Source organism: Rhizobium mongolense USDA 1844 (assembly GCF_000419765.1).
GTDB lineage: Bacteria > Pseudomonadota > Alphaproteobacteria > Rhizobiales > Rhizobiaceae > Rhizobium > Rhizobium mongolense.
In genome coordinates this window covers 210,478-228,968 of the sequence record NZ_ATTQ01000007.1, presented here as the reverse complement: position 1 = coordinate 228,968, position 18,491 = coordinate 210,478, and the positions used below count along the sequence as shown (strand labels likewise).

At 58.1% G+C, this 18,491-nt stretch carries 18 protein-coding genes and 2 pseudogenes; 9 read left to right on the top strand and 11 right to left on the bottom strand.

Annotated elements, in window-relative coordinates:
* Positions 1-15: 15 nt before the first annotated feature.
* Together A3C3_RS0115800 and pcsA are read right to left on the bottom strand one after the other, a co-directional pair.
* Entirely contained in the window at positions 16-996 is a 981-nt protein-coding gene (locus A3C3_RS0115800) for a quinone oxidoreductase family protein (RefSeq protein ID WP_022715561.1), read from the bottom strand.
* A gap of 9 nt (positions 997-1,005) precedes the next feature.
* The gene (gene pcsA, locus A3C3_RS0115795) at positions 1,006-1,734 is read right to left on the bottom strand and encodes a phosphatidylcholine synthase (protein ID WP_022715560.1); all 729 of its coding nucleotides are present in this window, start codon (positions 1,732-1,734) and stop codon (positions 1,006-1,008) included.
* Positions 1,735-1,978: 244 nt separating this feature from the next.
* Between pcsA and A3C3_RS0115785 the strand changes: the two genes are divergently transcribed.
* The gene (locus tag A3C3_RS0115785) at positions 1,979-2,791 is read left to right on the top strand and encodes a ferredoxin--NADP reductase (protein WP_022715558.1); all 813 of its coding nucleotides are present in this window, start codon (positions 1,979-1,981) and stop codon (positions 2,789-2,791) included.
* A gap of 46 nt (positions 2,792-2,837) precedes the next feature.
* Here A3C3_RS0115785 and A3C3_RS0115780 read toward each other — a convergent pair whose 3' ends face one another.
* Positions 2,838-3,452 (bottom strand): GntR family transcriptional regulator, encoded by a 615-nt coding sequence (locus A3C3_RS0115780; RefSeq protein ID WP_028739690.1) that lies wholly within the window; start codon positions 3,450-3,452, stop codon positions 2,838-2,840.
* Between the two features lie 102 nt (positions 3,453-3,554).
* On the opposite strand from A3C3_RS0115780, the pseudogene A3C3_RS41560 reads away from it, so the two are divergent.
* Positions 3,555-4,292, top strand: a pseudogene (locus A3C3_RS41560) (dihydrodipicolinate synthase family protein); the annotation flags it as partial.
* Positions 4,293-4,340: 48 nt separating this feature from the next.
* Here the strand turns inward: A3C3_RS41560 and A3C3_RS0115765 are convergent.
* From A3C3_RS0115765 to A3C3_RS0115745, 5 genes are all read right to left on the bottom strand, one after another.
* The gene (locus A3C3_RS0115765; RefSeq protein WP_022715554.1) at positions 4,341-5,549 is read right to left on the bottom strand and encodes an ABC transporter permease; all 1,209 of its coding nucleotides are present in this window, start codon (positions 5,547-5,549) and stop codon (positions 4,341-4,343) included.
* Entirely contained in the window at positions 5,539-6,255 is a 717-nt protein-coding gene (locus A3C3_RS0115760) for an ABC transporter ATP-binding protein (RefSeq protein WP_022715553.1), read from the bottom strand. The genes A3C3_RS0115765 and A3C3_RS0115760 overlap by 11 nt, the downstream gene beginning before the upstream one ends.
* A gap of 11 nt (positions 6,256-6,266) precedes the next feature.
* Positions 6,267-7,562, bottom strand: a complete 1,296-nt coding sequence (locus A3C3_RS0115755; RefSeq protein ID WP_022715552.1) for an efflux RND transporter periplasmic adaptor subunit — start codon at positions 7,560-7,562, stop codon at positions 6,267-6,269.
* 146 nt (positions 7,563-7,708) lie between these two features.
* Positions 7,709-8,083: a GFA family protein gene (locus A3C3_RS0115750; protein ID WP_022715551.1), complete on the bottom strand. Its 375-nt coding sequence runs from the start codon at positions 8,081-8,083 to the stop codon at positions 7,709-7,711.
* Positions 8,083-8,292, bottom strand: coding sequence for a hypothetical protein (locus tag A3C3_RS0115745; RefSeq protein WP_022715550.1), 210 nt, complete (start codon positions 8,290-8,292; stop codon positions 8,083-8,085). Before A3C3_RS0115745 ends, A3C3_RS0115750 begins: the two co-directional genes overlap by 1 nt.
* A gap of 1,688 nt (positions 8,293-9,980) precedes the next feature.
* Here A3C3_RS0115745 and A3C3_RS46110 point away from each other — a divergent pair.
* Entirely contained in the window at positions 9,981-10,166 is a 186-nt protein-coding gene (locus tag A3C3_RS46110) for a hypothetical protein (RefSeq protein WP_022715546.1), read from the top strand.
* A gap of 472 nt (positions 10,167-10,638) precedes the next feature.
* Entirely contained in the window at positions 10,639-10,842 is a 204-nt protein-coding gene (locus tag A3C3_RS0115715) for a hypothetical protein (protein ID WP_022715545.1), read from the top strand.
* Between the two features lie 1,315 nt (positions 10,843-12,157).
* Here the strand turns inward: A3C3_RS0115715 and A3C3_RS48965 are convergent.
* A pseudogene (locus A3C3_RS48965) lies at positions 12,158-12,306 on the bottom strand (ATP dependent DNA ligase); the annotation flags it as partial.
* Between the two features lie 246 nt (positions 12,307-12,552).
* On the opposite strand from A3C3_RS48965, the gene A3C3_RS47055 reads away from it, so the two are divergent.
* Positions 12,553-12,738, top strand: coding sequence for a hypothetical protein (locus A3C3_RS47055; protein ID WP_084796967.1), 186 nt, complete (start codon positions 12,553-12,555; stop codon positions 12,736-12,738).
* Between the two features lie 1,177 nt (positions 12,739-13,915).
* Here the strand turns inward: A3C3_RS47055 and A3C3_RS47930 are convergent.
* Both A3C3_RS47930 and A3C3_RS0115700 read right to left on the bottom strand, forming a co-directional pair.
* Complete coding sequence (locus tag A3C3_RS47930; RefSeq protein ID WP_022715543.1) at positions 13,916-14,044, bottom strand: hypothetical protein; 129 nt, start codon at positions 14,042-14,044, stop codon at positions 13,916-13,918.
* Between the two features lie 398 nt (positions 14,045-14,442).
* Entirely contained in the window at positions 14,443-14,997 is a 555-nt protein-coding gene (locus A3C3_RS0115700) for a hypothetical protein (RefSeq protein ID WP_022715542.1), read from the bottom strand.
* Between the two features lie 956 nt (positions 14,998-15,953).
* Here A3C3_RS0115700 and A3C3_RS45280 point away from each other — a divergent pair.
* The 4 genes from A3C3_RS45280 to A3C3_RS0115675 all read left to right on the top strand — a co-directional run bounded on the left by A3C3_RS45280 (position 15,954) and on the right by A3C3_RS0115675 (position 17,974).
* Positions 15,954-16,127, top strand: a complete 174-nt coding sequence (locus A3C3_RS45280; protein ID WP_022715541.1) for a hypothetical protein — start codon at positions 15,954-15,956, stop codon at positions 16,125-16,127.
* Between the two features lie 447 nt (positions 16,128-16,574).
* Positions 16,575-16,976, top strand: coding sequence for a hypothetical protein (locus A3C3_RS0115685; protein ID WP_022715539.1), 402 nt, complete (start codon positions 16,575-16,577; stop codon positions 16,974-16,976).
* Complete coding sequence (locus A3C3_RS0115680) at positions 16,973-17,509, top strand: DUF5677 domain-containing protein (RefSeq protein WP_022715538.1); 537 nt, start codon at positions 16,973-16,975, stop codon at positions 17,507-17,509. Before A3C3_RS0115685 ends, A3C3_RS0115680 begins: the two co-directional genes overlap by 4 nt.
* A 75-nt stretch (positions 17,510-17,584) precedes the next feature.
* Positions 17,585-17,974: a hypothetical protein gene (locus A3C3_RS0115675; RefSeq protein ID WP_022715537.1), complete on the top strand. Its 390-nt coding sequence runs from the start codon at positions 17,585-17,587 to the stop codon at positions 17,972-17,974.
* Positions 17,975-18,491 lie beyond the last annotated feature (517 nt).

Sequence of the window (18,491 nt, the reverse complement as noted above, 5' to 3'; positions counted from 1 at the left end):
TCCGTTCCGGATCGTTTATGGGATCAGCAGCGTAGTTCCCGTAGTTCTTCTTGTTTCTAGATCCGTGTGAGCCCGTCCCACCTCACGCAACGGATAGGTTTGGTTGATATTGATACGCACTTTGCTGCTTAGCACAATATCAAATAGCGCGTTTGCACAGGCGGTCAGTTCATCGCGCGCGGCAATGTAGGTGAAAAGCGTCGGCCTCGTTGCATAAAGCGAGCCCCGCTGCGCCAGCATCGCCATCGTGAAATTCTCAATAGCGCCAGAGGATTGACCGAAGGAGACAAACATGCCGCGCGGCTTCAGGCAGTCGAGCGATTGCGGGAAGGTATCACGGCCAATCGAGTCATAGACGACGTCCACGCCCTTGCCGCCGGTGACCTCACGAACGCGGTCGAGGAAGTTTTCCGTCCTGTAGTTGATGACGTGATCGTAGCCATGCTCGAGCGCGAGCTTCACCTTGTCTTCCGAGCCGGCGGTACCGATCACGGTTGCGCCCAGCGTCTTTGCCCATTGCCCGGCGATGAGGCCGACGCCGCCCGCGGCAGCATGGAAAAGCAGAACAGTCTCAGGGCCGACCTTGAATGTTCGGTTCAGCAGATATTCGGCGGTCATGCCCTTCAGCATCATCGCGGCTGCTGTTTCCAGGCTGATCGCGTCGGGCACCTTGACGAGGTGCTTGGTCTCCACATTCCGCTCGACGCTGTAGGCGCCGTCGGCACCGGCATAGGCAACCCGGTCACCGACTGCGAAATCGTTGACGCCAGGTCCGATCGCCGTCACGGTGCCTGCCGCTTCCTTCCCGGCGATGAACGGCAAATGCGCCGCCTTATAAGTTCCATCGCGGAAATACACGTCGATGAAATTGAGGCCTATTGCAGCGTGCCTAATCTGGACCTCGTCGGCGGATGGCGGCGGCAAATCGACATCGACATACTCAAGAACCTCAGGACCGCCATTGCGGCTGAAAGCAATCGCCTGCGTCTTTGTCATAACCGCCTCCTATTCGCTACGTCCCAGCGCCGGGAAGAACTGCAGCACGGCGCCGATGCAATAAAGATAGACACCGCTGATCACGAAGAGAATGATGGCCCACTGCGGCATGCTGAAGTGCATGAGCAGCGAATACATGCCGAGCGCCGACCACAAGAAGAAAACGCCGAGATTGATGAACCGCAGACGCTGGACGCGCACCGGATGCAGGAAATTGATTGGCAGGAAGGTAAGGATCACCGAGACGATCACTACCGTCAGGGCGGTCGCAGCGCTTGCGTCGATGACGAAGAGCGTAAAGACGATCATATTCCAGACGACAGGGAAACCGGAGAAGAAATACTCCTCGGTCTTCATACCCATATCGGCATAGTAGATGGCGCTCGACACGACGATCATGCCGGCCGCGACAAAAGACCAGGGTTCACCAATCATTCCGCTCTGGTATAGTGCGAACGCCGGCAACAGCACGTAGGTCACATAATCGATGATATTGTCGAGCGTGTCGCCCGACCAGTTGGGCAGCACCTCCTTCACCCGCACCTTGCGGGCGATCGGACCGTCAATGCCGTCGACGAGCAGAGCAAGGCCCAACCACCAGAACATGTCGATGAAGCGGTGTTCGGCGGCGGCGACCACGCCGAGAAATGCGAGGAAAGAGCCGGACGCCGTCAAAATATGGACGGAAAAGGCGCGTATCTCTGCATAAGGAACGCGCTTGTAGTTGAAAATCTTCATGTTTCCCCGTACCGCCTGCCGCCGCTTAAAACCTGCCGGCAGCGTTTTGGCCTAATATGCATCCTTTGCCTCGCTTCGCCAGCGCAAAAACATCGATATCGCGCAGGTATTGATACATGACAATGATATCCATATTTCCTACTGATAGCGTCGCAGAGAATGGAATGCCTTTCATTTCCAGCGTATTTGTAATATCTGCCTCGCATCAGACCGATCATGCGACGAATACGGGATCCGATACCGAATGAACGCTCCAGCAAAGACCGAAGATTTCGCCTCCGCCGTTCCGGCAAATGTCTATGCCGAAACGGTGCTGAGCGTCACGCACTATACGGACCGGCTCTTCCGCTTCACGATGACCCGACCGCAGGGATTCCGTTTCCGTTCCGGTGAATTCGCGATGATCGGCCTTATGGTCGATGGCAAGCCGATTTTTCGTGCCTATTCCATTGCAAGCCCAGCCTGGGCCGAAGAACTCGAATTCTTCTCGATCAAAGTGCCGGACGGCCCGCTCACATCGCATCTCCAGGGCATCAAGCCAGGCGACCAGGTTCTGATGCGCAAGAAGCCGACGGGTACGCTGGTGCTCGACGCGTTGACACCCGGGAAGCGGCTTTACATGTTCTCGACTGGAACGGGCATCGCGCCCTTCGCAAGCCTTATCCGCGATCCGGATACCTACGAGAAGTACGAGGAAGTGATCCTCACCCATACGACGCGCGAGGTCGCGGAACTGAAATACGGCTTCGATCTGATAGAAGAGATCCGGAACGACGAACTGCTGAGCGAGATCGTCGGCGACAAGCTGCGTCACTATGCGACGGTCACCCGCGAGGATTTCGAATATCGCGGTCGCATCACCGACCTGATCTCCTCCGAGAAGCTCTTTACCGATCTTGGCGTTCCGCCGCTCGACCCGGCAATCGACCGCGGCATGATCTGCGGCTCTTCCGCCATGCTGAAGGACACTAAGGAACTGCTCGAAAAGGCAGGCTTTGAAGAAGGCGCCAACAGCAAGCCGGCCGAGTTCGTCATCGAACGCGCCTTCGTCGGCTGACGGTTTTTGGATTATTGATTGAACGGCTCCGGAGACGGGGCCGTTTTCATTTGTGGCTGAGATACTCGATCAAGGCCGCCATTGCCTGCCGCGACTCGTCCACCTTGCCCTGCTGGATGGCGCGAATAACCGTGACGTGCAGCGCGATCGAGCGGTCCATCCGATCCGGAGTGGCAGTCGAATACCAAAGACGGCGTGAATGCGTCTGCACAGGCCCGAGCGCCGCGGTGATGAACGTATTCGGGCAAGCTTCTTCGAGGAGCTCATCGAATGCCTTGTCGGCAGCGAAGAAGGCGGCAAGATCGCCATCGACCGCGCAATTCGTCATTGTGCGGGCGCAGTCTATCAGCGCCGCCCGCTGCTCGTCCGTCGCATGCTTCGCGACCAGCGATGCAGCAACAGGCTCCAGTTCCCTGCGCACCTGCATGACATTGGCATGATCGTCCGGTTTGATCTCCGCCACCTGCAGCCCGACCCGCGGCCTGACGATGATGAGCCCCTGCCAGGCAAGCTTCTGGATCGCTTCGCGCACCGGCGTACGGCCGTGACCGGCAATATCGATCAGCTGCTTTTCGGTCACCAGCGCGCCCGGCTTCAACACCAGCGTCACAATCGCGTGTTCAAGTGCGAGATAGGCCAGATGGCTCTGCGAACTCTGCATTCGATCGTCCATACTTCAATTCTGATATATCAGATATTGACACGGCGCAAATCAGATGGCAAGCTGCTGTGATATATCAGGATCAAGGAGACGAACATGTAGCGCGGCGTATTTCCTGCAGTAACGCCGAAATTCACTGAGAACGGCGAGCTAGATCTTGCCGAAATGGAACGCTGCTTCGGGCTCCAGGCCGATGCCGGTGTCTATGGCATCATCGTCTGCGGCTCGCTCGGCGAGAACATGACGCTCGAGCCGGAAGAAACGCTGGGAATTCTGAATATCGCTCGCTCGGCTGCGGGTTCTAAGCCAGTACTGATGACGGTCTGCGAAAGCTCGACAAAGCGCGGCGCCGCTGCCGCCAAGGCCGCAGCAAAGGCCGGCGGGAGCGGCTTCAGGGGCTTGCCAGGCGGTGCCTTGCAAATCCGCTCCGGAAGAGACGCTGACGCATGTCCAGACAATTGCCGCAGCCGGCGGCCTGCCGATCATGGTCTACAATAATCCAATCGCCTATGGCGTAGACGTCACGATCCCGATGTTCGAAGAGCTGGCGAAGAACGATCTCGTCGTCGCCTTCCCGAAGGAAACGGTCGCGGTCTATAAGCTCGTTCAGGCGGGCCGCCTCGATGAAGCGCGCGCCATCTACCGCTGGTTCCGGCCGCTGCTCGACCTCGATGGTCTCGACCTTCCTCGTCCAGAATCAAGCTTGCGGAAGTCTATGCGATCCAGTCGAACGACTGCGTCCGCGCCCCTCGCCTGCCGCTTTCCGGCAAACAGCGCCAGCGCGTCATTGACGTAATCGAAAAGGCACTGGCGAACCGCCCGGACCTCCCGAAGTTCTGAGCAATCGGCACACGGAATGTTCCAAGGTCGGGCATCACCCGGCCTTGTTCATTCGTGCCGTAAGGCTTCGATCGGATTCAGCTGCGCTGCCCTTCGCGCCGGGAAATAGCCGAAGATCATGCCGATTGCGGCCGAGAAGACGAAGGCGACGGCGATCATCAGCGGGCTGACGACGAAGGGAACCTTCAAGAGCGTCACGGCGGTAAAGCCGATGCCTAATCCGAATACGATGCCCGTAATGCCGCCGAAGAGCGACAGCGCAACCGCCTCGACCAGGAACTGCAACAGTACCTGCGTCTCCAATGCGCCGATCGCAAGCCGGATGCCGATCTCCCGCGTGCGTTCAGTGACCGACACCAGCATGATGTTCATGATGCCGATCCCGCCGACCAGAAGGCTGATTGCGGCGACAGCACCAAGCAATCCCGTGAGCAATGTCGTCGTGCCCGTCATGGCTTCGGCGATCTGCGTCATGTCGTTGACGTTGAAATCGTCTTCGCGGCCCGGAATGATCTTGCGGCGCTCGCGCAGCAGGTTCTCGGTCTCCGTCTGAACCTTGGAGGTCGAAACGCCATCCCGGGCCGAAATGACGATCATCTGGACATTGGCGTTGGCTCTGCCGCCGATCCGACGCTGATAGATCTTCACGGGCATGATCACGACATCGTCCTGGTCAGTGCCCATGCCCGATTGCCCGCGCTTCGCCAGCACGCCGATGACGCCGCAGGACACCTTGCCCACGCGAATCTGCTGCCCTGTTGGATTGGCCGCGCCGAAAAGCTGCGATCGTACCGTCTCGCCGAGAATGCAGCGGGCGCGGCCGCGCTCTTCCGCCGCCTCGAAGGTGCGGCCGAGGGCTATGTCCCAGTCCTGCGCGATAAAATAGTCGTTGGTCGTGCCCATGACGGTAGTCGAATGACTCTGGCCACCGTAGATTGCTGTCGCCGTCGTCTGGTTGAGCGGCGCGACTGCGCGTAGGCCAGTTAGCTGATCGCGGATTGCATCGACATCCTTAACGGTGAACCGCCTCGCCTCGGAGCTCGCGCGCCCCGGACCAAACTGGCCCGGACGCACGAAGAGCATGTTGGTCCCAAGCCGCGAGAGCTCCGTGGAGACCTGCTCGGTGGTGCCATTGCCGATCGTCACCAAGGCGATGACGGCGGCAACGCCGATGACGACGCCGAGCACGGTGAGGAAGGAACGCAGGATGTTGCGGCTAATGGCGCGCAGCGCGAGTTTCAGCGTTTCAAGAAACATGATTCGCCTCGCCCTGATGCGCGACCTCTGCTTCGAGCTTTCCATCGACGAAACGGAGGATGCGCTCTGCATAGGCCGCGATGTCGGGTTCATGCGTGACCATGACGATGGTGATGCCCTGCTCCCGGTTCAGCCGCGTCATCAGATCCATGATCTCGGCGCTGGTTTTCGTGTCGAGGTTGCCGGTCGGCTCGTCGGCAAGCAGCAGAGCTGGTTCGGTGACGATCGCGCGCGCGATTGCCACGCGCTGCTGCTGGCCACCGGAAAGCTCCTGCGTCTTATGGTGCTCGCGCCCCGTCAGTCCGACCAAGCCAAGCGCTTCCTTGGCGCGCCGGTGGCGCTCGCCCGCCGCGACACCGCGGTAAATCAGCGGCAACTCTACATTCTCGACCGCCGATGTCCGCGCGAGAAGATTGAACCCCTGGAAAACGAAGCCTAGCATATGGCGTCTCAGCAGCGTCAGCTGACTGCGATCGAAACCGGTCGTGGAAATGCCCTGGAAGACGTAGTCTCCGGCGCTCGGAACATCGAGGCAGCCGAGGATATTCATTGCCGTCGACTTACCCGAACCCGACGGCCCCATGATCGCGACGAATTCATGGGTGCCGATCCGTAGATCGACATGGTCGAGCGCGCGGATCGCCGCCTCGCCGTGACCGTAAATCTTCGATACCTGCCTGAATTCGAGAAGCGGCGGACTGATCATCGTTCGCCCGCCTATCGCGTCCGTGTCGTCGCGTCGGTCACAAGCGCATCGCCTTCCTTGAGTTCACCGGCCGTGACCTGTGTGAACTGACCGTCCGAGGAACCAACCTGGACGACGAGAGGCACCTGGCGGCCCTCGCGCAACACCCAGACGCGCCGTTTGGCGCCCGTGAGCGCTTCACTGCCGTTGCCGCCGGAGCGAGGCCCCATACGCGGCGGGCGGAAAAGACCGAAGATGCCGCGGCTGCCGCGCGGTTCGGCTTCTGGTGGCGCATAGCGCAACGCAGCATTCGGCACCATCAGGGTATCCTTGACGGCCTCGACAGTGATATCCGCCGTTGCCGTCATACCCGGGCGCAGCAGGAGATCAGCGTTGTCGACCGAAAGCACGGCCTTGTAGGTGACGACATTGTTGGTCGTCTCGGAGGCGAAGCGGATCTGCTCGATCTCGGCGGGAAAGGACTTGTTCGGATAGGCGTCGACCGTGAAGGTCGCCTTCTGCCCGACGCCAATCTGGCCGACATCGGCCTCGTCCACATCAACCTGCAGTTCCATCTTCCTGAGATCGCCGGCGATGGTGAAGAGAACTGGCGCGGAAAGCGACGCGGCGACGGTGGCACCCGGATCGACAGAGCGGGTCAGGATAACACCGTCAACCGGCGAAACGATCCTGGCCTTGGCAAGGTTGACCTCGGCGAGCCGCAGGTCGGCCTCGGCAGAGAGCACTTCCGCCTCGTTGATCTGCTTCGTGGCTGCGGCCGATTCGTATTTGTAGGTCGCATCGTCAAGGCTCTGCTGCGTCGAGACGCTGCCTCTGACGAGGCTCCTCAAGCGCTCCAGCGAAACCTGCGCCGACAGCAGATCGGCATTCGCCTTCAGCACATTCGCCTTGGCCGAATCGAGCTTCGCGCGCGAGCTCTTCACATCGGCCTCCAGTTTGTTCGTATCGAGGACTGCCAGCACCTCGCCGGATTTGACCTCGCTGTTGTAATCGACATTGACGTCGCGCACGGTGCCGGAAAGTTCGCTCGATATGTCGACCTGTTCCGTCGGCTGCACCGAGCCGGTCGCCGTCACGAGAATCGTCAGGTCGCCGCGCTTTGCCGGCTGCGTCGCATAGCTGTATCCGTTGCCGCTGCGGCCGGTGTAAAAATAGGCACCGGTCCCAGCGAACGCGATCAATGCTGCAGCGGCGATAAGGCGGCCGCGCCAGCGGCGGCCCTTGCCGCGCTTGGCGGAGGCCGCCAGGACGGCAGCAAGATCGGTATTGGCTGCTGCAGCCTTCCTGCCGGTTCCGGAATCGTCCATAAAACCCTCAAGTCAAAAATAGAAGCGCCTGCTCCGTTTGCCATCCAGATAGTCATAGCGAAGATGAACCGGAAATTAGCGCAAGGGGCGCATTCGCACGGAATGACGAAAAAGTGCAATTAAATCTTGGTAATGAAAGTCCGCTTTTAGCCGGCGTCTTCCTCATACTGGTCGATCCCCGGCAGCGGATGCAGCCAGCTTTCGCGGCGTTTGATCCAGACCTCATAGAGCGGCGCGATTTCCATCGGCGCATCATCGAGAGATCCAAGCCGCAGCTCCGCCTCCTTCTCGGTAAGACAAAACAGCCGACTGCCGCATGCCGCACAGAAGCTGCGGCCTTCATATGTCGCGACCGAACCGGAATGCGTGAATGCCGCAAGCGGCCATACGGCGAACGTGACGAAGGCCGAGCCGCTCTCCTTCCGGCAGCCCGCACAGTGGCAGAGCCCGGCGCGAAGCGGCTCGCCCTTCACTTCATATCTGACGGCGCCGCAAAGGCAGCCCCCAGTGCGCATTCTCATCAGGCGTCGAAATCCAGGGGCAGCGTCGGCGGCTTGCGCTTGGCGGCCATCAGGAGATCGAGTTCGGTCGCCGACGGTCCGAATTTCTCATAGAGGCGCTTGGCCTCCTTTTCATCCAAACGGTATTTCCGGGCGAATTCGCTTATGCTGTATGGCCGGCCGCGCAACACTCTGCGCGTCGGCACCGTCTGATTGGCAGAGTCGGCCATGGCAACCTCCTTCTTACAACCCGGAAGTTAGGGCGTTCAGGGCCGTTGGGAAGCTCGCGGTAGCCCGAAAAACGACAGACTAAAAGGTCGAATCGTCGAGAAAGGTGCCGTACCCTCCGCTGCGCATAGCCAAACAGCCGCCGTCAGTTGGTGTAGGAGACTCCTTGTAGTGATGCCTCGGATCGAAACGCATACGGTGGATATTTACCGGCTATTATCCTTACCGGTTCATCGAAATGGACCGACTCAACGAAAGCCGATCAACGTTATGGGGCCGTAGGACACCCCTCCCCGCTACGGCAGGAGACCTGGCAATCGGGCTACAGGAGGCCCGCGGCTGGGTCTCCGCCATTACCGGTTCGCGGATCCGGAAAAGAAAGGGCCCACTCGACGGCGGGCCCGACTGTCAGCAATTCTGCTGCTTACTTAGCCGATCCGGATCGCGTCCATAATCTGATCTGTGGTTTCTCGAAGTCGCTGCTTGGAAGCATAGTGCTCAGCCGTCTGCAGCTTACGTGCCGCAAGGACTTCCGCAACCTTCGCAGTCTCCTTTCGTCCCGCCGTTAAATTACTGTCCAAGTACTTCCAAGCTAAGGAACAGTAAGCCGAACACGGAAAAGAAGAACAGCACTGCGTAAATGATTTGCTGGCTGGTCATTTTCTCATCGCCTTGCTGCCCGCACCCCCCAAAAAATATTTCATGTGTCACTTCCAAGTCACTCGACAATAAACGCCAAGTATGTTGAGTAGTTATTGCTCGGCTAATCAACTTTCTGGGACTCGCGATACTTGGATGACACAAATTCGAAATGCACTTCTGACCGTTGAGGCATGGGCGCGATACCCGGTGTCCGACTCTGAGGAAATGGACGCCAACTTGCCGGGTCTCAGTGAGGCGTGGGAGATGGATCTAGTTGAGGAAAACAGTTCCGGCTTCGACGGCTGCATGCATTTCTCATTGACCCGCGCTGGTGTAGAGTTCCTTCACGGCCCTCAACCTTCGCTAGGTGATGTAATATTGAGGTCGGCACGACGCCTGTTCGGCCATATCGTTGGATATCCCATCGCCTGAACGACTTGAACGCGGTCAAGATTGCCACCTTAGCCGTGCCGTTCGCCCAGTTGATATGCAGACGGCGCCGACGCGGCAGTCAGCCTGAAGACATTGCTGTCGCGGGCGGTCGAGACGATGTCGGCTGGTTCGAAGACCGGGCCGAAGTCGCCAACGCCGGACTGGCAGCGCAGCCGGCGACGGAGACGGTCAGGAAGAAAAGGACGGCCTTCATAATTTCCTCTGGCGTCATTCTTCACCGCCTTGCCGGTTGCGCCACACGCATGCTTCGTCCCGGTCCAGAATAAAGTTTCGAAGTGCCAGGTGGCGCCTATAACAGTCCAACAGTGCAGATCGGTCACAATTCCTTGAGTTGTGCCTGCGCCAGTGGTTTCTTGCCGATCTCGAGAGGCAGAGCGCACAGACGCAATAACGCGCTGTCCGGCAGCGCCAAAACTGTCGAGGTTTAACCGGCGCAATGCTAACAGATCTTGGTGATACGCTGCCAGCGCCGAGCACAGGCTTGAGGCGCGCCAGGTGACGGCATGCGGCGCAACAAAAATCGCGCTGCATTATCATTTCATTTGCTTCTAAATTAGACTTCGATAGTGTTCCCCCATGAGGCGGGAGGATTTCCATGGAACGCGTTGAGCCGGAAAATGCAGATTCCAATATGGCAACGAAGGTCTGGTCGGTGACGGAATTTTGCGCGCGGCATCGATTGGACGAGGAAGAAGAAACGAGACTACTTCAGCTGTTTGGTCCATTCGCGACTGCATTCGAACTCATGCACAACGCCAAACGGGCACCGAAGTGGCGGTAATCCGTGCGACATGGGTATGAGGCGCGTCCTGCGTCATTTTGCTTGGTTTACCTTGAGCGCGACGGGGTGCCCCAAAAGGAGAAGGCCGCTCGATAACGGCTTCTGAATCTGTTCTATATCGGATCGTCACCAGCGCCATGTGCACTACCGAGCGATCGACAGCCATTGCCGAACGCGAGCTTGTAGCGCCCGACATCGTCCCGACCTCCTCGAGTGTGGAACCGTGAATGGCTGCTTCTTCGAACCGCGCTACCAATGGCCCTAGCAAAGAACCAAACTCGCCAGCCTTTTGACTCCATCGATCCTGGCAATGACCCTGGCGTCTCCTTCCGCATGTTCTTCAGGCGTGCGCTCAGCGAGAGGCTGGCCGGGGGCTTTGCTGGTCCCGATACTATCGTTAACAGCCGTTAACTTTCCTATATTCATCCATCCTAAAATATGGTACCGCGATTCACCGTTTGGAGACTTTGCGATGCGACGTTTCAATCTTCGACATGAAGTCGATGACAAGTGGCTCGTTGTGGACGGGCTCACGATGGAGCCTGCCACGCTTGGTGACGTGAAGGTGAGTGGCATGTCTTGGGCCGAGGCCTGTGATTTTGTCGACTTGATGAACTCTCTGGACGCTATCGAACGAGATTCGAGCCGCTATGCAGCGCCTTTCGCTGCGGAGTGATTGTCGTTCGCTGCCCACGGTGCTCCGGGGTGGCTGATGCGCACCTCTTCCCGACGCCACTTTGCCGTTTCGTAGAGCGTGTCATGCACCTTCCCGGCCTGCGCCGCGTACGTGAAGCGCCTTCCGGCGGATGTTTCCATCAGCCGCAGTCAGTAAAGCGGCGGGTCCGCGCTCAGCTCAAAATCGACAGCGTATGGGTTCACACGCCCGCGCATGATACGAGGCCCAGCTTGCCGTGGGTATTCCGTGGCGACTGGAGCAGTCACCAAAGATTTGAATCTCACCAGTTATTGAGTTTTTTGGTGAGAGCGATGGGGCTCGAACCCATGTCCTATTGATTAAAAGTCAGGCCTTCTTTCATTGCTCTAAAGGGTCTGTAGCGCTTTGTGTGCCAATTATGTGCCAACGGAGGGGCAGAGGGTGCAAGCGCCCTCTCTGCGATTTTCCTACTTTCCTACTCAGGCAAGGACCGCATGAACGTGTGCTTGGCCTTAGTAGGGCCAAGCTTCGTTTGAGCGTCGATGTAGCCAACATCCACACTCAGATCCCATCGTCGCCTTCACGTCGACATTCCAGCTAAAACGCTGGGCCGGACAGAGCTGATTGCGCGTGGTGTTACCTCCAGCAGTTTCGCCAGGGAAACTGGCGACAAGCCAAGGGCGGACACATTCTTAAGTTCGTTCTTATTCATGAGAACATTGTGCGCTCCAGAGAGCATTGTGTACCCGTTTACCAAGTTAGCCCGGGGAGCCATTTCCAACCGAAGTGTTTGATATTGTTATAGGAGCTTGTTCTTGATTGAACCGGCTCTTTGGCGGGTTAGAATCGGCACTTTCTCCGCATAGCGGTAAGCCACCCGCGCCGCACGAAGACACATACGCGAGTCCAGCTTGAGGCAACCTATGTATAATTTCGCAAGGCGCGGGCTAGCGATAAGGTGCGCCATCGCCTGAACACCCCCAGTGAGGCGATCAGCGGTGCCAAGCTGCTATCGACTTCGGTGTCTCTCCACCTTTCTCACCGTGGTCGGCGGATATCGAATCCGCGTTGACCGCCTCGCAGATCGAGGCGGTCTTTTTTTGAGTTGATGTCGGCGCGTGACACACAAGAAAAAGCCGCCAACTGGTGAAGTGGACAGCTGCGCTCTGACTTTGACAAGCATGGAAGGCTATAAGCTCGGGCGGGTCTCGATAAGCTTCGGCTTCATGATTTGGCGACACACCTATGCTGGTTGGTCTTCGGGGAGTGATCATCCGTGTTTACCGCTCGAAAACAAGCTGAAGGCACGCCTGATAAATGCGACACAACTGCCCTATTACGAGTTAGCAATTGGGAGAGCACCGTCATAAATCGCGGCATTCTCCTCGGCCTCCCGCAATCCCTTATAAGACGCATGCCAGAGCTTCCGTCAGGCGTCCAGGCGCAGTATTCAATTTTGGCGATGAGCGTCGGTTGCGCCCATAAATCCGCGAGGCAGATCTTTGCGTTCTAGAACATGAACCTCTGCCGTGGCTCGGCTAGGGATAGAGCAATCAAAAGCGGCAGGGAGCCTGCATTGAAAGCTCGACCTGCCGCAGATCACCTGTCGCGGAGGAGGCGCGCCTGGGATGCGTCCACGACGCAAAAAAAAGGCGCCAACACATCTTATTTTATTTATTTCTAAATTATACTTTGGTATAGGTCTCCCCAACTGTATGGGAGGAGTAACGTATGCAGCGAGTTGAACCGAATAACGTCGGCACCGGAACCACGACCCGTGTTTGGTCGGTCAAGGATTTCTCCAAACGGCGCCGACTTAAGGAGGAGGAAGAGGCTCGACTGCTACAATTGTTTGGACCATTCGCGTCCGCCAGCGAATTGCTGCACAACGCACCACGAGAGCCGCGGTGGCGGTAGGGTTCGGGACAGTCCCAGGACAGTCCCAGCGATCTACGCGAGTTTGAACGTCTGCGGATCGACAGCGCCCCAAATGGAGAGGGCCGCGCAATGGCGGCCTCTTTCATACCTATACGTCGGATTGCGCCACGTTTTGGCACGCGGTTTGCAACTTTCTCGTTATCGTTGGCCGCTGTCAGAGTTCTGGCAGCTTCAATTAACGCAGCCTTGCCAGCTAGCGCAGCCTTGCCAGCCCGGTCAGCGTATTCTTCGGCGTATCCAAGCCGGATGCCGATTGATTTGAGTGTGCCTCGGCCGGCAACTTCTTCGATCACGGCTGCCGCTTCGCCTTGTTTGACTTCGGGGGCTCCCAAAACTGGGCGCCGCTGGACGTGTTACCCGTAGGACATGATACACCACCCAGGAAGCCCGCGCCTTTTGCTACCGCGTCCTCGCACCTCGTTGCAGGAACCGGCAGATTCTCGAACGGTACGCCACCGTCGATGCCCAATCTGAGCAATAGCCGTCTACTTTCCTCGACGCCCGTAAGCGGATCCAGCATAGGTAGGACGGATCGGTTAGGATTGCGGTGCAGACTTTTCTCCACCTGCCGGTGCTACACGATCACCTGGCCGGATTTTGCGGCCCTTTTCGTCACTGCCCATTCGACCAATCGACCACCCAGAGACTTGAGTGAGCCAAGAGAAACGCGCTCGCCGGTTTTTACATCTCTTTCGAACGTCGGCTGGCACCTTCCGCGGCGGTCATCAGTTCGCCGATCGTTGGGCGGATTTCTTGTCGGTTGTCGGCAATCTCTGCAGACCAGTTGCTCGCGGGCTTTGGCAACGCCGGGGCACGCAATCCCACGCTATCACGATGGACTGCTACGGGCACCGCTTCCCTAGCGAGAATCACAAAGATGCATTCGAGAGAATCTCAGAGGAACTCGCATAAACGTGTGCCGTGTGCCAAATCATGTGCCGGTACCTGGCACGTGTGCCGTAAAACGCCGAAAAATAGGCAATTTCGGCTCATGATTCCGCCAGCAAAACCATCCAGGGATGGCGGTAAATATCTGATTTCGCTGGTAAATTTTTGGCGAGAGCGATGGGGCTCGAACCCACCGATCTGTCGCAAAAGCTTGTAGTGCCCTTCCTCACCCTTTCCGGCGTCTTCGGCGGCAATCTCCAGATCGATTTTAAAGGCTGGCAATCTCATCCTTGGCTTCGGTCAGATTGGCTTTGAGATTGGCAATTTTGGCGTTCAGCTTCGCCACGTCGTCGGGCGGCGCGCTCCTGGCGTTCAGCAATTCCACGTCGTTATCCATGGTTCAGTTCCTCCAGTTTTGCGCCCTGGTTGCTTCCCCCGAAATCGTTCAATGCAGCGTCCGCGCCCGCTGTATTCGGTAGTACAGCAGCTTACGGCCCAATTGCTGCCGTTCGCCCGCGTCAGATCGAATGGCAGCAATGGGTGGAAAGTGGTCATCTGTTCGAGCCAGGTGAATGACGCAGATGAACAACGAACGGACATTGACGCCCCAATGGCCCCTGCGATTTGCAGGGCAAGGCTGAGGACGTCCCAAAGATTCTTGTGCTAGGTCTACTGTGCTTCATCAGCCATTGATCCCGTGCAGAAAAAAGCCCGGCTGTCGGGCCGGGCTCTCATTCAACCTTGTTGGGACCGGTTGTCGGCCGCCGAGTTTGCGATAGGACATCAAGGTTCCTGTCATTTGATCTCCCACGTCGTGTTATGCGGGATGTCCATCGCAGTATAGCCGCCGGGACCAGCCAGCGCAGGCATCGCTATACAAGCAAAGGGCTCACGCCCCGTGATGCCCGCGTACTTGCCGGTGCCGCCGGTGATAATATGGGTGCCACAATCCATTTCCGGCTGCGACTTGTCGAGATCGCGTGTATCGAAGGTCGAGAAGATCTTGTCGCCGTCCCGATCGGCCAGCACACAAGCGCCATCAATGTAGTTCTTGTCGCCCGAAGCAACACTTACCGCCGTGCAATGTGCTGACATCTTGTCGAGCATCGCCTCTCCCTTCATATTTTCGGTGGTCCCGACCGCCTCCAGCGCGGTGGCCGTACCGACTCCGGGAATGTCAATGCTCATCAAAGGCCGAAAAACGAAATGCGTGACATAGGGCGTGGTCCCCTTCTTTTCGATCGGCTGTCCGAGGACGACTCCAGGAGCTAAGCCCAGGAGTAATCCGGAGAGAAGCGCTGTTTTGACAGGTGTCATCGCTGCGGCGCATGCCGCGATTGTGGGTTTCATTGGTTCCTCCATGGTGCGAGCGATGGATCCAAGCCGATGCTCAGCGCCGCCGCAGATTTAGAGGCGACCTGCTTGCGCTCGAGACGTGTGTGGTTTCACCGAGCGCCTGTTCCCCAGATCGAGATCAAGCGTGCGGTCGTAAGTCAGCCCGATTGGCTGCGACAGCGCCTGGGACGAGGCTGCATCTTCGATCGCCGATGCCCCGGACCCCTCCAAGCTCATGCCGTAGCCGACGCATGAGCAACTGCCTCTTCAACTAAGATACCACAATTAGCGCGCCGAGCCACGTTCCGCGTGTCTCGCTCAAATGGAGTAGCCTTCCGTCGGATGGAGGATGCGTGGGCCTCCGAGGCAATGCACAGCGTCGTGCTACGATGGGCACTGAACGACCGCAACGGGGTCTGGACTTGTCGTCAACTTCTCCGCGGCAAGGTCTGAGAAGGGTCGAATCCGGCCATTTGTTGCACCTGCTGTCAATGACTGGAATTGGCGCAATACCGCCGCCCCACTTGATCGCCAGCCAAGGCCACGCCCACTCTCGCGGCGTTCGGTCTAGATCGCGGTCACCGTACTGCTGATGAGATATGCACATTTAGTATGGCTAAAAACCTAAGGCGGCGGCAATTAAATGCCACACGCTTGGTCAAATACGCGGGACGGTTGCATCCCGGGGCGGTGAGTTCGAAAAGTAGGCCATACCCGGTTCCTGACCGCCCCCTCTTCCTTTTGCGAGAACCCGCTGAAAAATTATTCGGGGTTCCTTCCAACCGAAACGCCATCGGATGCAACCCTCCATTGACATTCTCTGACTTCCTTTAGCTATGCTATAATTGCATACTGCTGGCCAAAGCGGGGAGATGATGATACAGTTTCAGGCAATTCTTCCTTGGGACGGGCCGACGGGACGGCACGAATTTCGATCGATGACGCCCCTCAATCTTTAAGGGGCATTTTTTATGTCTGACGCCATTTCACGAGCCGAATATCTCGATCTCGACCGCCGGATTGAACACGCAAAATCGGTCGGCATTCCGCGCAAAGGCAGATTGCTGGGCTACGGCAGGGAAACCGGCAGGGCCGGTCACCCGATCCCGCCGCGCAAATCATCCGGGCCATGGCGGCTTCGCTGAAGGCGCGGGTAGCCAAGCAGAATTTCCAAACCTACGTCGAAGCCAATTTCCCGGAAGCGGTCGCGAGAAGCGTTCTCGAAACCGCCGCCAATCCGAGCGCCGTTCTCAAAGCCGCAACCGCCCCGGCTCAAACAACGGTTGCTGGTTGGGCCACCGAGCTTGCCGATCACGCGATTGGGCCGGTTGCGATTTTATCACCGTTAAGCGCCTTTTCGCAGCTTGCCCGCCGCCCCGGAACGTTGCGGCTAAGTTTCAGTGGCAATTCAGCCGTAACGCTTCCGAGCGCAGCGCCGGACGATATTGCGGCGGCTTCATTGGCGAAAGCTCGGAAATTCCCGTTCGCAAGGGCAGGCTCGTTGCGGGAAGCGCCGCCCCCGGAAAAATCGGGATTATCTCGACCTACACCCGCGAAATGGCGCGGCGACCGGGGAAACTTTTGAAAATCTCGTGCGCGCCGTTACCGCCGCCGACGTGATGGCCATGGTCGATGTTGCCCTGCTTTCCGCCAACGCCGCCGCCGGGGCAACGCCCGCAGGCTTGCTTTCCAACGTTGCGCCCTTGCCCGCTTCCGCTGAAACCGGCGCGGCAGGAATCGCCGCCGATCTCGGCGTTCTGGCAGCCGCCGTTCCCGGCGCGTCCGATTTGGTTTTTCTGTCCCGCGAGGAAGTCAGAATTCGCGCTGTTCTCGCCGCGCCTGGCGTTGCGAGCATGGCGTGGCTGACAGCGCCGACGATTGCCGAAAACACGATTATCGCGCTCGACGCCGCCGCCTTGGCGATTGGCGAAGGCGATCTGGAATTTAGCGTGACCGAAGAGGCGCTAGTCGTAACCGAAGACAGCGAGCGATGATGATGCTGTCAATAACCGTGCAGAACTCGACCGGATGGATAAAGCTTGCGCAGCATGGCGTTGCAGGGGGCAACCCGTTTTTGCAGGGTTTCGAGAACAACCCAGAGGCCGCCGCATTGCTGGCACAGCATAGGGTTGATCTTGACGCACTGTCGTTGACCCCTCCGCTAAGTGTCTACGAGCGGTTCCGCCGCGCGGGCATGGAGGACATTTATCGCTCGGTCTACAACAGCCTGTGCAATGAGACGCACAACAACATCCGCGCCCTCACCAATCGGCATCTGCGCGTCGAAGGAGAAAATTTGGAGCTTGTCATCTTCGATCAGCCAGAGGCAGAAGGCCTCGCATCCACCCTAAGCAGCTTCATCGGCATTCTTGTGCGCGGCTCCTCCATCATCCACGACTACTTCGGGACTGACGCTAGGGCGGTAATCAATGCGTCGGTCGATGAGCACCAAGCGTTCATCAATCACTATGAGGAACCAATGCAGCAGGAACCGGCCTTGGTCGAGAAGAATGAGACAGGCGGTTAAAATGTGTGGGCTAGCGCTAGTCGACGCCGCGCAAGAGCTTTTCAAATACCGGCGCGACAAGGGCGGGTTTACCGGATGGCTGCGTCCCGGCTTCCCGGCATTCCACAGCGCTTCGCGTATCAGGCGATTGAGATATCAAAATCCGTCAATCCTGAATTGTTTGCGCAATGTGCAAACATTACCCCACGCGCCCTTGCTGAAATCGCGAAAACCGAACCCGACGTTCAGGCGCTTATCAACGAACGCGTCGAGGCCGGGGAAATATTCACCGCTGCCAAGGTGAAAGAGATACGCGACGAAGCCGGGGTCATTGCAGGGTTGCCCTCTCAGGCATCACGTCGCAAGGCCGGGCCAAACCGCACCAACGCGGCGGCAAATCACGGCACGCTTCAGCATCGTAGACCGGAAGGACTTCCAAGATGTCGGCACGCCGAAATCGATGCTTTACCCCGGCAGCATCTATGAACACAGACTCGCCTTGGAATGTCAGACCTGTCGCAAGGAAGTTTCGCTCGTCCCCACCATCAAGTATCGACACGACAAACATTTGATTCGCCCTATGTATTAGCTGCACGATACATACATTGCGCAAGTTAAATTTGTCCTTCCGATTTGAGCAAGTCCTAGAAATTGTAGAACAGTTTTGGTCGGCCAATGAGCGCCGCCACAGGAACAACGGCCAGCGGGCTTGTCGCGGCGATGGCGGACCCGGAAGGCCATCAAGACAAGAGAACTTCGTCAGCACAGTCGACGAAGTTGAACCAGGGCTATCTCTCAACGGCGCCACAGGCCAGGCCGTAACGCTCAGGCCCCAGCATCGCTTCGTCCGACAATATCAACTCGCTGACATGTACCGGTTGCCGGGATGATTTCCAGTCTATCGCCAATTTTGAACTTGTCGCTTGGCTTACCGATCTCGAAGGAATGTCTGCAGGACACAGGCTTCCCGTCCGCCGTGATCCTCGTAAAAGTTAGCTCCCCG

Bases quoted from the DNA above. Each gene is read 5' to 3' on its own strand.
- A3C3_RS0115800 (WP_022715561.1), bottom strand. From the start codon at position 996: ATGACAAAGACGCAGGCGATTGCTTTCAGCCGCAATGGCGGTCCTGAG.
- pcsA (WP_022715560.1), bottom strand. From the start codon at position 1,734: ATGAAGATTTTCAACTACAAGCGCGTTCCTTATGCAGAGATACGCGCC.
- A3C3_RS0115785 (WP_022715558.1), top strand. From the start codon at position 1,979: ATGAACGCTCCAGCAAAGACCGAAGATTTCGCCTCCGCCGTTCCGGCA.
- A3C3_RS0115780 (WP_028739690.1), bottom strand. From the start codon at position 3,452: ATGCAGAGTTCGCAGAGCCATCTGGCCTATCTCGCACTTGAACACGCG.
- A3C3_RS0115765 (WP_022715554.1), bottom strand. From the start codon at position 5,549: ATGTTTCTTGAAACGCTGAAACTCGCGCTGCGCGCCATTAGCCGCAAC.
- A3C3_RS0115760 (WP_022715553.1), bottom strand. From the start codon at position 6,255: ATGATCAGTCCGCCGCTTCTCGAATTCAGGCAGGTATCGAAGATTTAC.
- A3C3_RS0115755 (WP_022715552.1), bottom strand. From the start codon at position 7,562: ATGGACGATTCCGGAACCGGCAGGAAGGCTGCAGCAGCCAATACCGAT.
- A3C3_RS0115750 (WP_022715551.1), bottom strand. From the start codon at position 8,083: ATGAGAATGCGCACTGGGGGCTGCCTTTGCGGCGCCGTCAGATATGAA.
- A3C3_RS0115745 (WP_022715550.1), bottom strand. From the start codon at position 8,292: ATGGCCGACTCTGCCAATCAGACGGTGCCGACGCGCAGAGTGTTGCGC.
- A3C3_RS46110 (WP_022715546.1), top strand. From the start codon at position 9,981: ATGGAACGCGTTGAGCCGGAAAATGCAGATTCCAATATGGCAACGAAG.
- A3C3_RS0115715 (WP_022715545.1), top strand. From the start codon at position 10,639: ATGCGACGTTTCAATCTTCGACATGAAGTCGATGACAAGTGGCTCGTT.
- A3C3_RS47055 (WP_084796967.1), top strand. From the start codon at position 12,553: ATGCAGCGAGTTGAACCGAATAACGTCGGCACCGGAACCACGACCCGT.
- A3C3_RS47930 (WP_022715543.1), bottom strand. From the start codon at position 14,044: ATGGATAACGACGTGGAATTGCTGAACGCCAGGAGCGCGCCGCCCGAC.
- A3C3_RS0115700 (WP_022715542.1), bottom strand. From the start codon at position 14,997: ATGAAACCCACAATCGCGGCATGCGCCGCAGCGATGACACCTGTCAAA.
- A3C3_RS45280 (WP_022715541.1), top strand. From the start codon at position 15,954: ATGTCTGACGCCATTTCACGAGCCGAATATCTCGATCTCGACCGCCGG.
- A3C3_RS0115680 (WP_022715538.1), top strand. From the start codon at position 16,973: ATGATGATGCTGTCAATAACCGTGCAGAACTCGACCGGATGGATAAAG.
- A3C3_RS0115675 (WP_022715537.1), top strand. From the start codon at position 17,585: ATGGCTGCGTCCCGGCTTCCCGGCATTCCACAGCGCTTCGCGTATCAG.